Source organism: Mycobacterium sp. NGS67 (genome assembly GCF_059812185.1).
The window spans coordinates 24,417-38,743 of record NZ_JCALCF010000041.1; the positions used below are offsets into that span (position 1 = coordinate 24,417).

The 14,327-nt window shown below is 67.5% G+C and carries 16 protein-coding genes; 8 read left to right on the forward strand and 8 right to left on the reverse strand.

The window, feature by feature from the left end; all coding sequences use genetic code 11:
- Positions 1-4: 4 nt before the first annotated feature.
- The 6 genes from AC5Y4D_RS25045 to AC5Y4D_RS25070 form a co-directional block, all read right to left on the reverse strand.
- Positions 5-646 carry a Dabb family protein gene (locus AC5Y4D_RS25045; RefSeq protein ID WP_500038483.1) on the reverse strand — a complete coding sequence of 214 codons (642 nt, stop codon included), beginning with the start codon at positions 644-646 and terminating at the stop codon, positions 5-7.
- A complete protein-coding gene (locus AC5Y4D_RS25050; RefSeq protein ID WP_500038484.1) occupies positions 639-986 on the reverse strand; it encodes a hypothetical protein in 348 nt (115 codons plus the stop codon). Before AC5Y4D_RS25050 ends, AC5Y4D_RS25045 begins: the two co-directional genes overlap by 8 nt.
- Positions 979-1,902, reverse strand: coding sequence for a LipP1 family hormone-sensitive lipase (lipP1, locus tag AC5Y4D_RS25055; RefSeq protein WP_500038485.1), 924 nt, complete (start codon positions 1,900-1,902; stop codon positions 979-981). The genes AC5Y4D_RS25050 and lipP1 overlap by 8 nt, the downstream gene beginning before the upstream one ends.
- Entirely contained in the window at positions 1,899-2,696 is a 798-nt protein-coding gene (locus AC5Y4D_RS25060) for an IclR family transcriptional regulator (protein WP_500038486.1), read from the reverse strand. The genes lipP1 and AC5Y4D_RS25060 overlap by 4 nt, the downstream gene beginning before the upstream one ends.
- Before the next feature lie 175 nt (positions 2,697-2,871).
- Positions 2,872-3,780 (reverse strand): biphenyl-2,3-diol 1,2-dioxygenase, encoded by a 909-nt coding sequence (gene bphC, locus AC5Y4D_RS25065; protein WP_499993751.1) that lies wholly within the window; start codon positions 3,778-3,780, stop codon positions 2,872-2,874.
- 8 nt (positions 3,781-3,788) lie between these two features.
- A complete protein-coding gene (locus tag AC5Y4D_RS25070) occupies positions 3,789-4,973 on the reverse strand; it encodes an acyl-CoA dehydrogenase family protein (protein ID WP_500038487.1) in 1,185 nt (394 codons plus the stop codon).
- Positions 4,974-5,092: 119 nt separating this feature from the next.
- On the opposite strand from AC5Y4D_RS25070, the gene AC5Y4D_RS25075 reads away from it, so the two are divergent.
- The 5 genes from AC5Y4D_RS25075 to AC5Y4D_RS25095 are packed head-to-tail and all read left to right on the forward strand — an operon-like array spanning position 5,093 to position 9,611.
- Complete coding sequence (locus AC5Y4D_RS25075) at positions 5,093-6,706, forward strand: flavin-containing monooxygenase (RefSeq protein ID WP_500038488.1); 1,614 nt, start codon at positions 5,093-5,095, stop codon at positions 6,704-6,706.
- Positions 6,703-7,509 carry a mycofactocin-coupled SDR family oxidoreductase gene (locus AC5Y4D_RS25080; RefSeq protein ID WP_500038489.1) on the forward strand — a complete coding sequence of 269 codons (807 nt, stop codon included), beginning with the start codon at positions 6,703-6,705 and terminating at the stop codon, positions 7,507-7,509. The genes AC5Y4D_RS25075 and AC5Y4D_RS25080 overlap by 4 nt, the downstream gene beginning before the upstream one ends.
- A complete protein-coding gene (locus AC5Y4D_RS25085) occupies positions 7,506-8,336 on the forward strand; it encodes a mycofactocin-coupled SDR family oxidoreductase (RefSeq protein ID WP_500038490.1) in 831 nt (276 codons plus the stop codon). The genes AC5Y4D_RS25080 and AC5Y4D_RS25085 overlap by 4 nt, the downstream gene beginning before the upstream one ends.
- Before the next feature lie 13 nt (positions 8,337-8,349).
- The gene (locus AC5Y4D_RS25090) at positions 8,350-9,144 is read left to right on the forward strand and encodes an SDR family NAD(P)-dependent oxidoreductase (protein WP_500038491.1); all 795 of its coding nucleotides are present in this window, start codon (positions 8,350-8,352) and stop codon (positions 9,142-9,144) included.
- On the forward strand, positions 9,141-9,611 hold the full coding sequence (locus AC5Y4D_RS25095; protein WP_500038492.1) for a nuclear transport factor 2 family protein: 471 nt from the start codon (positions 9,141-9,143) through the stop codon (positions 9,609-9,611). The genes AC5Y4D_RS25090 and AC5Y4D_RS25095 overlap by 4 nt, the downstream gene beginning before the upstream one ends.
- Here the strand turns inward: AC5Y4D_RS25095 and AC5Y4D_RS25100 are convergent.
- A complete protein-coding gene (locus tag AC5Y4D_RS25100) occupies positions 9,600-10,463 on the reverse strand; it encodes an alpha/beta fold hydrolase (protein ID WP_500038493.1) in 864 nt (287 codons plus the stop codon). The genes AC5Y4D_RS25095 and AC5Y4D_RS25100 overlap by 12 nt on opposite strands.
- A 135-nt stretch (positions 10,464-10,598) precedes the next feature.
- Here AC5Y4D_RS25100 and AC5Y4D_RS25105 point away from each other — a divergent pair, with 135 nt between their 5' ends.
- Positions 10,599-11,600 (forward strand): Acg family FMN-binding oxidoreductase, encoded by a 1,002-nt coding sequence (locus AC5Y4D_RS25105; RefSeq protein ID WP_500038494.1) that lies wholly within the window; start codon positions 10,599-10,601, stop codon positions 11,598-11,600.
- Here AC5Y4D_RS25105 and AC5Y4D_RS25110 read toward each other — a convergent pair.
- On the reverse strand, positions 11,597-12,043 hold the full coding sequence (locus tag AC5Y4D_RS25110) for a pyridoxamine 5'-phosphate oxidase family protein (RefSeq protein ID WP_500038495.1): 447 nt from the start codon (positions 12,041-12,043) through the stop codon (positions 11,597-11,599). The genes AC5Y4D_RS25105 and AC5Y4D_RS25110 overlap by 4 nt on opposite strands.
- Positions 12,044-12,260: 217 nt before the next feature.
- Here AC5Y4D_RS25110 and AC5Y4D_RS25115 point away from each other — a divergent pair, with 217 nt between their 5' ends.
- Both AC5Y4D_RS25115 and AC5Y4D_RS25120 read left to right on the forward strand, forming a co-directional pair.
- Positions 12,261-13,238 carry an Acg family FMN-binding oxidoreductase gene (locus AC5Y4D_RS25115; protein WP_500038496.1) on the forward strand — a complete coding sequence of 326 codons (978 nt, stop codon included), beginning with the start codon at positions 12,261-12,263 and terminating at the stop codon, positions 13,236-13,238.
- Positions 13,239-13,328: 90 nt separating this feature from the next.
- Entirely contained in the window at positions 13,329-14,210 is an 882-nt protein-coding gene (locus AC5Y4D_RS25120; RefSeq protein ID WP_499993735.1) for a universal stress protein, read from the forward strand.
- The last annotated feature ends 117 nt before the right edge of the window (positions 14,211-14,327 follow it).

A 14,327-nucleotide genomic window follows, 5' to 3' on the forward strand; every position in this document is an offset into this window, starting at 1 on the left:
CAGCTCAGCGCGTCTGCGGAAGGCGTTCCCACCTCGCCGCTTCGGGCAGCACGCAGAAGCTGTGGCACAGCCGGTCCCGGACAATCACGTCGGGGCATTCGGGATCAAACCAGCGGTCCACCACGGCCCAGTGGATCGGATGCATCAGATACGGACCCACCAGGCCATCGACGTCGGTGAAGCCCTGCTCGAACACATGCGTCCACGGCGAAGTGCCGACCGCCTCCTGTACGCGGCTCAATTGCCAAGCCGTGATGGTCTTTACGTACCGCGGCATCGCCCGCAGTTCGTCCTCGAAGCGTGCGACGGTGGCGGCGGCGGTGCCGGGCGCTACCCGCAGCAACAAGGTGCGGTAGACGGTGCCGCTGACGGTGTCGACGCGAACCGGGGATCCCGAATAGCCGGCGCCGTTGACTCGTTCCACGGCGGGGTCGGCAAGCACAGCCGCGAAATCCGGTTCGAGCGAACGCCAGTCGGACTCGGATCCGAAGCGCAGATGAACGAGAAGATCGCCGCCGTTGCGTGAGCCGGGCATCGTCGGCTCCACGATCCGGTAGGGCGCGCGCGTCGCGACAGCACGCAGGCCGGCGAGGACCCGTGTTCGGCTGGACTCGGGCACGTCGAGCAACCGGGTGACGCTATACATCGCACAACTCGTCCACATCGTCGGCGGCCGCCGCGAAGGAGCGCGACCGCTCGACGACCAATTCGCTGATCCGCGACCACCATTCGGCCAGGCCGGGATCCGGGCGACCCTGCCACGTCATCTCCCACCAAGCCTGCACGCTGGGCAGCGTCCAGGTGATCGTGACGGTGTTGCCGGCGTCGTCGAACCAGATCGGTGGGCTGACCAAGACGTCACGTAACGTCATGCCCCGCGCGCGGGCACCGGGAGCGTACTCGGCGAGATAAGCGTCGACGAACCGCCGCCCGCACCCCGGCCGGGTCAGCACCCGGTCGATCACGTACACCAGGCCGTCACTCATGGGCGGGCCTCAGAGCGGCGCGCAGCGTTTCACATGCCTGTTGCCGCGCTACCGCCGCGATGTTCAGCGTCGGCATGCTCAGGAAACCATGTATCGCGCCGTCGAACCGCAGACGCGTCACCGGTACGCCCGCGGCGTCCAGGGCATTCGCGTAGTCGAGCGCCTCGTCGCGCAACGGGTCGTGTCCGGCGATCACCATGACCACGGGTGGCAGCCCGGACAATTCGCCGTTCAACGGTGCGGCATAAGGGTGGGTGCGATCGTCCAGTCTGGGCACGTACTGGTCCCAGTACCACTGCATGGCCGGCTTCGGGTTGTAGTAACCGCGGCCGAAGAGTCGGTAGGACTCGGTGTCGAAGTCGGGTGTGAGCACGGGGTAGATCAGCAGTTGCGCGGCCAGACCGGGCCCGCCGCGGTCGCGGGCCTTGAGTGCGGTCACCGCGGCCAAGTTGCCGCCGGCGCTGTCACCGCCGACCGCGACGCGGCCGGTGTCGCCACCGAACGCGCCGGACGCTGCCGCCTGGACGACGGCGTACATGTCCTCGACCGCGGCCGGCCAGGGATGCTCCGGCGCCAACCGGTATCCGACCGAGACAACCACGGCGGGAACAGCATTGGCGAGACTTCGGCACAGCGCGTCGTGACTGTCCAGATCGCAGAACACGAACCCGCCGCCGTGCGCGTAGACCAGCACCGCCAGCCCCCCGCCGTCGGGGTGGTAGACCCGCACCGGGATGTCCCCGCCCGGCCCGGCGATGACGTCGTCGTGGACCTCCCGGACCGGTTCGGGTTCGGCGGACGCAACGAACCTGGCCCGGATGGCGGCTCGGGCCTCGGCGCCGGTCATGGTGTGCACCGGTGGGAAGCCGGAGTCCAAAGTTTCCAGCAGTCCCGCGATCTGGGGGTCGAGACTCACGCGTACTGCAGGACCGGACGCAGCGGGCGCAGCGGCTGCAGGGTAGGGGCGACCCGCTGCGGCCCGTCTTCCACGTTGCGCCAGATGCCCATCGCGATCATGCGGACGGGCGCGGCCAGGCGCTGATCGAACATCATCCGCTTCATCGGCCCGCACACCGACACCGCCGCCACTGCCTCGCCGGGCGCGCCGATGGGGGCCGCGACGCACCCGAATCCGAGCAGCGACTCCTCGCGCTCGAACGCCACGCCATGTGCCCGTACCTTCGCCAACTCGGCGGTGAGTTGCGACCCGGTGCACATCGAGTACTTCGTCTTGCGAACCCGCACATCCACTTCCGAGGCGTCGCCGTAAGCCAGCATCGCCTTGCCGACGGCCGTGCAGTGCGCCGGCTGCCGTCCACCCACGCGGGTCGGGATGCCGTCGCAGAGCCGGTCGCCGACCTTGTCCAGATACAGCACGTCGGCCCCGTCCAAAACCGCCAGGTGTACGACAAGCCCGGTGGCACGGTGCAATTCGGCTAGCAGGGGTTTGGCGGCACGCACCAGCCGGTCCTGGTGCACGGCGAGCGAACCCAGCTCGACCAGGCGCATGCCGAGCTCGTAGTCACGGCCGTTGCGGCGCAGCCAGCGCAGTTGCACCAGCCGATCGAGCATCCGGTGCGCCGACGAACGGGGTAGGCCGGTGCGCCGCACGATCTGGGCCAGGGTGAGCCGTCCGGGTCCGTCGAACGCGTCCAGCACCAGCGAGATGCGGTCGATGACGGCACTTGGTGTGGCTGTCTCGTCAGGCATAGAGCCTCCTAAGCGATATATTCCTATTAGGAATATCACACCGATGTGGCGCTTGTCACCGACACGGCGAGCAGACGCAAAAGCACCCGAAAATCTACGTTTTCGGGTGCTTTTGCGTCTGTTCGCGCCAAGAGCGCCGCTCGCGCCAAGAGCGCCACATGCGGCGCCGGGGCGCTCACATGCGCATGGCGGCGGGCGGCTCCGGGATCCACTGGTGGCCCCAGTAGCTGTCGGCCGTGATTTCCTCTGCGGTGTAATAGGTTTCGTCGACCCGCATCCCGTCGGTACCGAACTCGATGTCCCAGTCGCCGGGGGCGCGCACGTAGAACGACACCATCTTGTCGTTGGTGTGCCGTCCCAGGGTGGAGGAAACGGTGAAACCGTCGGCGTTGACGCGGTCCAGGGCCTGGCCGACGGCATCGAGGGTGTCGACTTCGACCATGACATGTACCAGTCCCGGGTCGCGCTGGTGCATCGCCGGGGCGATCGCCAGGCTGTGATGACGCGCATTGATCCCCAGGAAGCGCACCCGGATCGGACCGAATTCGGCCGGCAGCGGTATCCGGAAGGCGCCGCGAGACCGGAAACCCAGTACGTCGGTGTAGAACTCGAACAATCCCTTGGGATCGCTCGCCGGCACCACGACGTGGCCCAGCCCCTGATCGCCGGTCACGAACTTCGCACCGAACGGCGTGACCACCGGGCTGTGGTCCAGCACGGCGCCGTGGAACACCTCCAGCGTCGTCCCGGCCGGATCCTCGAAAGTGATCACCTCTTCGACGCGGCGGGCGTCGGCCTCCTTGACGGACAATTCCTTGAACGCGACGCCGGCCCCGTCCAGCGCGGCCTTGACCCGCTGCAATGCCGCGTGATCGCGCACTTCCCAGCCGACAGTGATCACCCGGTCGACGTCACCCGGAACCACGATGATGCGGGCGGCGCGCTCGTCCATGCGCAGGTACAGCGCCGAACTGTCGGGACCTTTCCCTTCGGCGAAACCGAGCACACCGAAGGCGAACCGCCGCCACCGCTCGATGTCGTTGGTCGAAACCGTGATGTAGCCAAGGCTTTTCAGTTCGCTCACCGCAGGCCTCAGATCAGTGCCCGCAGCGGGCCCATCGGGGGCTCGACACCCAGGGAGCTGAGCGACGCCGCGTGATAGGTGGAGCCGGGGACGTGGATGGCGTGCATCTGGCCGACATGCACGTCGCGCCAATACCGTTGCAGTGGCTTGTCCATCCGCGCCGCGTTGCCGCCGGAGCGGGCGAAGATCTCGTCGACGGCCGACACGGCACGCCACACAGCGCGGATCTGGGTGCGTCGGCCCGCCGCACGGTCGGCGAACGACACTTCCTTGCCGGCGGCCACCAGGTCGTAGATGCGGTCGGCGTTGGCCAGCAGCTCCTGCCGGGCCGCGTTGATGTCGGCTGCGGCCTCGCCGATCGCGTACATGACGTACGGGTCGTCTTTGATCGCGGTGCCCGTCGCGCCGACCCGCTCCCGCTGATAGTCCAGGTGCGCGGCCAGGGCGCCTTCGGCGATCCCGATGGTCGCCGCGGAGATGCCCAGCGGGAACATCGTCGACCACGGCATCAGGTACAGCGGCTCGGTCATGCCGGCTTCCCGCTGCGCGGTACCGTCCATCACCTTGGTGGCGTCCATCGTCCGGTAGGCCGGCACGAACGCATCCTTGACGATGACGTCCTTGGAGCCGGTTCCCCGCAGCCCCACCACATTCCACGAGTCGTCGACGATCTCGTAGTCCTTGCGCGGCAGGATCATGTGCAACATCTGCGGCGGCATCAACGGCACGCCCTCGGGGTTGGCGAGCATCGCGCCCAGGATGATCCAGTCGCAGTGGTCGGTGCCGGAGCTGAACTGCCACCGGCCGTTGAAGACGTAGCCCCCATCGACCGGCCGGGCGACTCCCTGCGGCGCGTACGGGGACGCCATCCAGGTGTCGACGTCGTCGGCCCAGATCTCGGCGGCGACCTTGGGGTCGGCGTAGGCGAGTTGATAAGGATGCACGCCCACCACGCCGACGATCCAACCGGCGGCCGGATCGAGTGCCGCCGTCGCCATCGTCGTCTCGGCGAACTCGCGGGGGTGGACCTCGAACCCCTGGTACTGCTTGGTTTGCAGCAGGCGGATCAGCCCGGCCGTCTTCATCATCTTGACCGTCTCGTCGGTGAGGCGGCCGATGCGCTCGGCTTCGGGGCCCTGCTCGCGCAGTTGGTCGGCTATCTCGACTACTCGATCTATAACCCGCTCGCTCATGCTGTCGTCCTAACGTGTGTGGGCTCATCTAATGGTGTACCGCAGCGGGCGGGGAAACCGAAGGCGATCCCGATGAACGGGAGGGGTCTGTGTTCGCGGGCGCCGAGGTCTTACGGTGGATGCTTGTGAGCTCCGATCAACCTCTCGACGTCGTGGTCGTAGGTGCCGGCTTCGCCGGTCTGTACGCCCTGCACAAGCTGCGCGCCCAGGGGCTGAGGGTACTGGTGGTCGAGGCTGCTTCCGAGCTCGGCGGCACCTGGTACTTCAACCGCTATCCCGGCGCCCGCTGCGACGTGGAAAGCGTCGACTACTGCTACTCGTTCTCCGAGGAACTGCAGCAGGAATGGGACTGGACCGAGAAGTACGCCACTCAGCCCGAGATCCTGCGTTATCTGAATTGGGTCGCCGACAAACTCGACCTGCGCCGCGACATCGTGCTCAACACCCGCGTCGTTTCGGCGGTACTCGACGAGGCGACGCTGCGGTGGACTCTGCGCACCGACACCGGCGACACCTACACGGCGCGGTTCTGCCTGATGGCCACCGGGCCGCTGTCGGATGCGATGACCCCGAGCTTCCACGGACTGGACACCTTCGCGGGCGAGATCTACCACACCGCCCACTGGCCGCACGAACCCGTCGACTTCACCGGCAAACGGGTGGCGGTCATCGGCACCGGATCCTCTGGCATCCAGACGATTCCGATCATCGCCGAGCAGGCCGCCCAACTCTACGTCTTCCAGCGCACCCCGAACTTCAGCGTTCCCGCCGGCAACAAACCCCTCTCCGCAACCGAACTCGCCGAGATCAAGGCGGGTTACGCCGAACGCCGCCGGTTGTCCTGGCTCAGCGGTGGTGGCTCGCCGCACCTCACTGCGGACAAGCCGACCATGGAGTTCACCCCGGACGAGCGACGGGCGGCGTTCGAAAAGCGTTGGCAACTGGGCGGTGTGCTGTACTCGAAGACGTTCCCGGATCAGATGACGGACATGGCGGCCAATGACGAGGCCCGCCGGTTCTACGAGGAGAAGATCCGCGCTGTGATCGACGATCCGGCGGTCGCCGAATTGTTGATCCCGAACGACCACCCGATCGGCACCAAACGAATCTGCACCGACAGCAACTATTTTCAGACATTCAACAAACCGAACGTGTCGCTGATCAGCGTTCGTGCCACGCCGATCGAATCGATCGACGCCACCGGGATCAACACCAGCGAAACACATTACGACCTCGACGCCATCGTCTTCGCCACCGGTTTCGACGCCCTGACCGGTGCGCTGGGCAAGATCGACATCGCCGGGCGCGACGGAGTGCGGTTGCGCGACAACTGGGCCCACGGTCCCCGCACCTATCTGGGGTTGGGCATCGACGGATTCCCCAACCTGTTCGTCATCTCCGGTCCCGGAGCCCCGGCCGTGCTGGCCAACATGGTTTTACACGCCGAGGCACACGTGAACTGGATTGCCGACGCCATCGGCTACCTCGACGACCACTCCTACGCCGCGATGGAACCCACCCGGGACGCGGTGGACGGCTGGGTCGCCGAATTGGCGCGCCGCGCCGATGCATCGCTGTTCGTCAAGGCGGACTCGTGGTACCTGGGCGCAAATGTCCCCGGAAAGCCCAGGGGTTTCATGCTTTTCGTGGGTGGATTCGCCACCTACAACCAGATCTGTGCCGAGGTCGCCGATGCCGGCTACAAGGGATTCGACTTCGTCAAACAGCCATGACGGCGGGCTTGCAGGACAAGGTCGTCCTGGTCACCGGGGCGTCGCGCGGCACCGGCCGAGTGCACTGCCAGCGGTTCGCCGACGAAGGCGCCGACGTGATCGCGCTGGACTTCCCGGAGGCAGCCGACGAATTGCGCATAACCGCAACCGAAGTCGAGAGCCGGGGTCGTCGCTGTGCGTCTGGTCTGGCGGACGTCGCCGATCTGGCGGCTCTCACCGCCGCGGTGGACACAGCGGTGGCCGAGTTGGGACGCCTGGACGTGGTGATCGCCAACGCCGGGATCCACACGGCCGGCGCGCCGTCATGGGAACTCGACCCGCGGGTGTGGCAGCGCACCCTCGACATCAACCTGACCGGGGTGTGGCACACGGTCCGGGCCTCGGTGCCCCACATCGGGCCGGACGGAGGATCGGTCGTCATCATCAGCTCCACCAACGGGCTCCGCGGCACCGCCAACACCGCCCACTACACCGCCAGCAAGCACGCCGTGGTCGGCTTGGCGCGCACCCTGGCCAACGAGCTCGGACCCCGCCGGATCCGGGTCAACACCGTGCACCCCGGTGCGGTGGCCACTCCGATGGTGTTGAACGAGAACACTTTCCGCCGTCTACGCCCCGACCTGGCGAACCCGACGGCAGCCGACGCCGCCGAGGTGTTGACGGCGCGCAACCTGCTGCCGGTGCCGTGGGTCGAGCCGGTCGACATCGCCAACGCCGTGCTGTTCCTCGCCTCCGAACAGGGCCGCTACATCACCGGCACCCAGCTCGTCGTCGACGCGGGGCTCACCCAGAAGACGACATGACAAGGCTGCACGGCAAAACGGCACTCATCACCGGCGCTGCCCGCGGCATCGGGCGTGCGCAAGCGGTGCGCTTCGCGCAGGAGGGTGCCGACATCGTCGCGCTGGACATCTGCGGCCCGGTCGACACGGTGATCATTCCGCACAGCACGCCGGGCGACCTCGACCAGACAGCCCGGCTGGTCACCGAGGCGGGTGCACGTATCCACACCGAAGTCGTCGACGTGCGCGATCTGAGCGCCATGCGGGCCGCGGCGGACCGCGGCGCCGAACAGTTCGGCGGACTGGACATCGTCTGCGCGACCGCCGGAATCACCTCGCGCGCAGCGGCTGTCGATATGGGTGAGGACGCGTGGCGCACCATGCTCGACGTCAACCTGACCGGGGTGTGGCATACCTGCCGGGTCACCGCACCGCACTTGATCGCTCGGGGTGGGGGCGCGATGGTGCTGACCAATTCGATCGCCGGGATGCGCGGTCTGGTCGGCGTGGCGCACTACACCGCCGCCAAACACGGCGTCACCGGCCTGATGAGAAGCCTGGCCCACGAGCTTGCGCCACACGGTATCCGGGTGAACTGTGTGCATCCCACCAACGTCGACACCCCGATGATTCAGAACGAGGCCGTCAGCAGCGCGTTCCGTCCCGACCTGGATCGCCCGCCCACCCGCGCCGAGTTCGCCGAGGCCGCGCGGACAATGAACCTGCTCGCGGTGCCGTGGGTGGAGCCGGTGGACGTCGCGAATGCGACGCTGTTTCTGGCGTCCGACGAGGCGCGCTACATCACCGCGGTGAACCTGCCCGTCGACGCGGGCGCCACCCAGCGATGAGGAGGGGCGAACCATGACGTTCGTAACGCAGTACGGGCCGTGGGCGGTGATCGCCGGAGGCTCGGAGGGGGTCGGTGCCGAGTTCGCCCGGCAACTGGCGCACGACGGCGTCGATCTGGTGCTGATCGCCCGTAACCCGCAGCCACTGGAGGAGACCGCGACGAGCTGTCGCGAAATCGGGGTGCAGGTACGCACCGTGGCGGTAGATCTGCTTGACCCGGAGGCGATTTCACGTATCCGGACCGATACGGCCGACCTCGAGGTCGGCTTGCTGATCTACAACGCCGGTGCCAACACCTGCCGGGAACAGTTCCTGGACGCCGACCTGGCCGCGATCACCCGGGTGATCGACCTGAACGTGACCCGAATGCTGGAACTCGTCCAGCACTTCGGCCGATCCATGCGCGAGCGGGGCCGCGGCGGCATCATCCTGGTCGGTTCGATCGCCGGGTCGTACGGCTCGATGCGACAGTCGGCCTACACCGGAGTCAAAGCGTTCAGCCGGGTGTTCGCCGAAAGCCTGTGGCTCGAGCTGCGCGACTACAACGTCGACGTACTCGAACTCCTGTTGGGGGTGACCCGCACCCCGGCCATGGAACGGGCCGGCCTCAACTTCGACGTGCCTGGTCTGGTCGTGTCCGAACCGGCCGATGTGGCGCGTGAGGGGCTGGCGAATCTGGGCAACGGGCCGGTACACATCGCCGGTGACAATGCCGCGTCGGTGCGGTGGGGCAGTGGACCGGACCGCGCGGCGATCGTCCTGGGCGCGCACCAGCGGGTCCAGGCGTTGATCGGGGGTGACTCATGATCGACGTCGAGGACCTCGTTGCCCGGCTGCGGTTGCTCGAAGACGAACGCGACATCGCCCGCCTGATCGCCTCGTACGGTCCGGCGGTCGATGCCGGCGATCCCGATGCGACCGCGCGGTTGTGGGCCGAGGACGGCGTCTACGACGTGGACCTGATGCGCATGGAAGGTCGCGCCGAGGTGCATGCCATGGTCAGTTCCGCGGCGCACCAGAAGATGGTGGCAGCCGGGTGTTGCCATTTTCTGGGGCCCTGTGTGGTGACGGTCGACGGCGACTCCGCGGTGGCGGTGTGCGAGTCGCTGGTATTGGTCCGGGACGGCCAGGGGTATCGCGTCTGGCGTTGCACCGCAAACCATTTCGTGCTGCACCGCGTCGACGGGAAGTGGCGGATCGGTACCCGCACCAGCCGGGTACTGGACGGAAACCCCGAGGCGCACGCGCTGCTCACGAAGGACCTATCTAGATAGGAACGCCAGCACGGTGCTCTCGAACGCCGCCTTGGCCTCGATCATCGCCCAGTGCCCACAGTTGGGGAACACGTGCAGTTCCGCGTTCGGGATGGTGCGCATCGGGATCAGCGCCATGTCCAGCGGGCTCACCCGGTCGTCGCGGCCCCACGTCAACAGCGTGGGTGCGGTCACCTTGTGCATCACCGCCCACGGCATCGGCCGGTCGGCGGCGCTCATCGCGGTCATCATCGCCGAATACGCGGCCTTGCCGTACATCCGGCGCGCTGCGGCCAGCGTGTCGGGATCGGTGGCCAGCTGCCAACGTTCCTCGACGAGTTCCTCGGTGACCAGCGACTGGTCGTAGACCATCGACTTCAGCCAGTCGACGAGCCGCTGCCGGGTCGGATCTTCGGTGAACTCCTGCAGCAACCGGATGCCTTCGCTGGGCCCGGGGCTGAAGGTGTTGGTGCCGATGCCACCGATCGTGACCAGCCGGTCGATGCGGTCCGGGTTCCGGATCGCGAAGTTCACACCGACCCCGCCGCCCATCGAGTTTCCGACGATGTGCACCCGCTCGATCCCGAGGGCATCCAGGAACGGCGCCACCACACCCTGCGCGGTGATCATCGGGTGGCCGCCGAGGTCGTCGGTGACGCCGAAGCCGGGGAATTCCAGTACCAGGCAACGGAAGTGCGCGCTGAAGGCGGGCAACACCCCGCGGAAGTTGCGCCAGCCGGTGACGCCCGGGCCGGACCCGTGCAGGAACAGCACAGTCGGAGTGGGGACGGCGCCGCAATCGTAGTAGCGCAGGGTCCCGACGGAGGTGTCGATCTCACGCAGGTTGTCGATCTGGGCAGACGCGTTGGCCACCCCCGTCACCCTGCCATGACCACGCGGCGTGCGGGAACGCGTGTACCGCTGACCGGGCATCGAAGGTCCAAAGTCATCGGTTTCTAGGGACACCATGCCCTCGTCTGCGCGACGGGATCGCGCCATCGTGAAGACATGAGCGCGCATTTCCCGGATGACGGCACTGTTCGGACTGTCCTACGGCTGGCGTCGCGGGCGCCGTCGGTGCACAACACGCAACCCTGGCGCTGGCGAGTGGACGAAGCCAGTCTGCACCTCTACTGCGACTCGACGTTGCAGTTGCCCATCACCGACCCCGACGGCCGAGACCTGATCCTCAGTTGTGGTGCGGCGCTCAATCACTGCGTCGTCGCCTTAGCCGCGACGGGTTGGCACGCCAAGGTGACCCGGCTGCCGAACCCCGCTGACCCGAGTCACCTGGCGGCCGTCGAAGTCACTCCGCACCCGGCCGACCAACCCGACATCATGATGGCCGCGGCGATACCGCGCCGGCGCACCGATCGGCGGCACTACAGTTTCTGGCCCGTCGCGACGGGCGACATCGCGCTGATGGTCGCGCGCGCGGCCCGCACCGGCGTGGCGTTACGTCAGATCGATGCCACCGACAAGCTGAACGAGATTGTGGCGGAATCGGTTTGGAACCACGTGAACGACCCGGACTATCTCGCCGAGCTCACCGCGTGGAGTGGCCGGCACGCCTCGGCCGACGGAGTCCCGGCCCGCAGTACGCCGGAACCGGATCTGAACGCGGCGGTACCCGGCCGGCTGTTTGCCCGTCCGGCGCTGGCCACTCCGGCCGGTGGGGCACCCGGCGCCGACAACGCCGCGATCCTGGCGCTGGGAACCGCGACCGACGACAGGTTGGCGTGGTTACGGGCCGGCGAAGCCACCAGCGTCGTGCTGCTCACCGCGACCGCGCTGGGACTGTCCAGCTGCCCGGTCACCGAGCCGCTCGAGATCGGTGAGACGCGTGCGGCGGTGCGCTCGGACGTCTTCGGTGTCGACGGCTATCCGCAGATGCTGCTCCGGGTGGGCTGGGCGCCCATCAACGCCGACCCGTTACCGTCTACGCCGCGTCGCGACCTCGACGACTTCGTCGAATGGATCGCCGACGGCCAACAGTCCGTCGCGCGTTAGGTCCCGGCCGGGCCGCCGTCAGGCGAGGCGGGCCCGGCTTGATTGAAGCGGAATCTGCGGCCCGTGACCATCTCGGCCAGCACCCGAACGTAGTGCGTTTTCGTCGTCGACGTCCACGACAGTAATTCCGCACGCTCGGCTTCCGCGAGGTCTTCGTCGTCGCGCACCGAGCGGGCCACGCCCTTGACGATCACGCTCCAGCCTTCGGCGGTGGTGTATTCGTCGGCCTCGAAGACCACCTGATTGTTGATCGCGGTGCTGATCAGCTTGGTGCCTTCGGCGGTGCGGAACAGCACGGTACGGCGCTGCACGGCGAAGTTGACCGGAAAAATCTGCGGCCGCCCGTCGACGCTGGTCACCAGGCGTCCGATGGGCACACTTCGCAGCAGATCCCAGCATTCACTCTCGGGCAAGATGGTGACGCCGTCACCGGAGCCTGACACCAGACCACTCCCTTCGGCAGTTGATCTTCTCAACCGTAACCGTATCGAGGTCGCCCCGACCTCCCGCGCCGTCGAGGGCGACCGACCGATCGACCAATGGCCTGCCGATGTGGACTTCAGTCCCTAGCGCCCGCCGACGCGATCGAACGATGATCAGGTCGAGAGAGTCGCGGGCCGCGGCGAAAGTGCGACGACAGACCGACTGGGGGTGGGACCGATGACGGCGGCGGGGCCGGATTTCGAGTTGATCCGTGCGGTGGTGGCGCTCGCGTGCCGGGCTCCGTCGCTGCACAACAGTCAGCCTTGGCGCTGGATCGCCGAAGGAGCGACGCTGCACCTGTCGGCGGACCCGCGCCGGATGATGCACGCAACCGATCACTCCGGGCGTGAGCTGAGGATCAGTTGTGGCGCCGTGCTGGATCACCTTCGGATCGCGCTGGCGGCCGCCGGTTGGGACAGCAGCACCGAGCGGTTCGACGGCCACGCGGCTCACCTTGCGACACTTCATGTTTGGCCACAACAGGCCAGCGCGGCAGTCCTGAAGAGGGCCGAGGCGATACGGCGGCGGCGCACCGACCGGCTGCCGTTCGCCGCACCCACGGGATGGCCTGCGCTGCAGGCCGAGCTGCACAACGCGGCAGATCACCACGGCGTCCTGCTGGACGTGGTCGCCGACGAGCAGCGTCCCGCGCTGGCCGAGGCCTCCAAGCTCACCGAAACGCTGCGCAGTTACGACACTTCCTATGTGTCCGAATTACGTTGGTGGACTTCTCCTTTCGAGTCCGATGCGACCCACGTGCCGGACAGCGCGCTGATATCCAGCGACGAGGCCGCACGCGTCGACGTCGCGCGGGCCTTCCCGCCGGCGGGGCCCGGCCACCGCCGCGCCGGCATCGACCACGACCGGTCCAAAATCGTGGTGCTGTCCACCCGCGACGACGACCCGCGCGAGGTGCTGCGGTGCGGCGAGGCACTGTCGGCGGTACTGCTCGAGTGCACCGTGGCCGGGATGGCCACATGTACGTTGACGCACATGACCGAGATGGCCATGAGTCGCAACATCATCACCCAGATCACCGGCGGCGAGGGACACCCCCAGGCGCTGATCCGCGTCGGCAGGTCACCGGCCGACGGGCCGCATGGCGCACCCACGCCACGACGGCCGGTCTCCGAAGTACTCGAGTTCCGTGGGTGAGCAACGAATGGTTGGGTATCTCACACGGCCGGGGCTCCTCTGCCGATGGTGTTTGCGGGTATCCGAGAGCCGGTGCGAGAAAGGAATCAGATGACCACATCCGTCCAACGTCGAGGTCTGGTCGTCGGTGTCGACGGATCGCCGCCGTCGGATGCCGCGGTGACCTGGGCGGCTCGGGACGCGGCATTGCGCGGCGTCCCACTGACGCTGGTGCACATGCTCAACGCACGCGTGCCGACGTTCCCGCAGATTCCGTTGCCGGGCGGGGCGGCGGTGTGGCAGGACGACGACGGCCGCCGGATACTCGACGCGGCGGCCGAACTCGCTCGTGAAGCGGCAGGGGCGAGTCATACCCTCGACATCGCGACCGAACTGAAGACGTCGCCGCCGGTGCCCACCCTGGTCGAGTTCTCCGAGCGTGCGGAGATGGTCGTCGTCGGCAGCAACGGTCGCGGCGTGGTGGGGCGCGTGTTGGTGGGCTCGGTGAGTTCGGGCGTGCTGCGCGACGCCAAGTGCCCCGTCGTCGTCGTCCGGGACGAAGCACCCCCGCCTCCCGAGGACGCTCCGGTGCTGCTCGGCGTGGACGGGTCGGAGATCTCCGAAGTGGCGACGGGGATCGCGTTCGACGAGGCGTCCCGTCGTGGCGTCAAGCTGGTCGCCATCCATGCCTGGAGCGACAACGAGGTCCTCGACCTCGGCGGCTACGACTGGTCGGAGCTGGAGTCCCAAGCCGGCCAGGTGCTGCTGGAACGTCTGTCGGGTTGGGAGCAACGCTATCCCGACGTCACCATCGAGCGGCTGGTGGTCCGGGACAGCGCGGCTCGCGAGCTGATCGAACGGTCCCGTACCGCTCAGCTGCTGGTCGTCGGTAGCCACGGGCGCGGTCGCATCGAACGCCTGCTGCTCGGCTCGGTGAGCAATGCCGTCGTGCATTCGGTGCACATACCGGTCGTTGTGGCCCGACCCACCTGACCGAAGCTTTCTTCGGCGCAAGCCCTCGACTTCAGTCGGGGGATAGCCGATCCCGTCTGTCGGTCCGCGTAGCGGACCGTGTTTGTCGTAGGCGGGGTTTATCGTGAGGCTCATGCG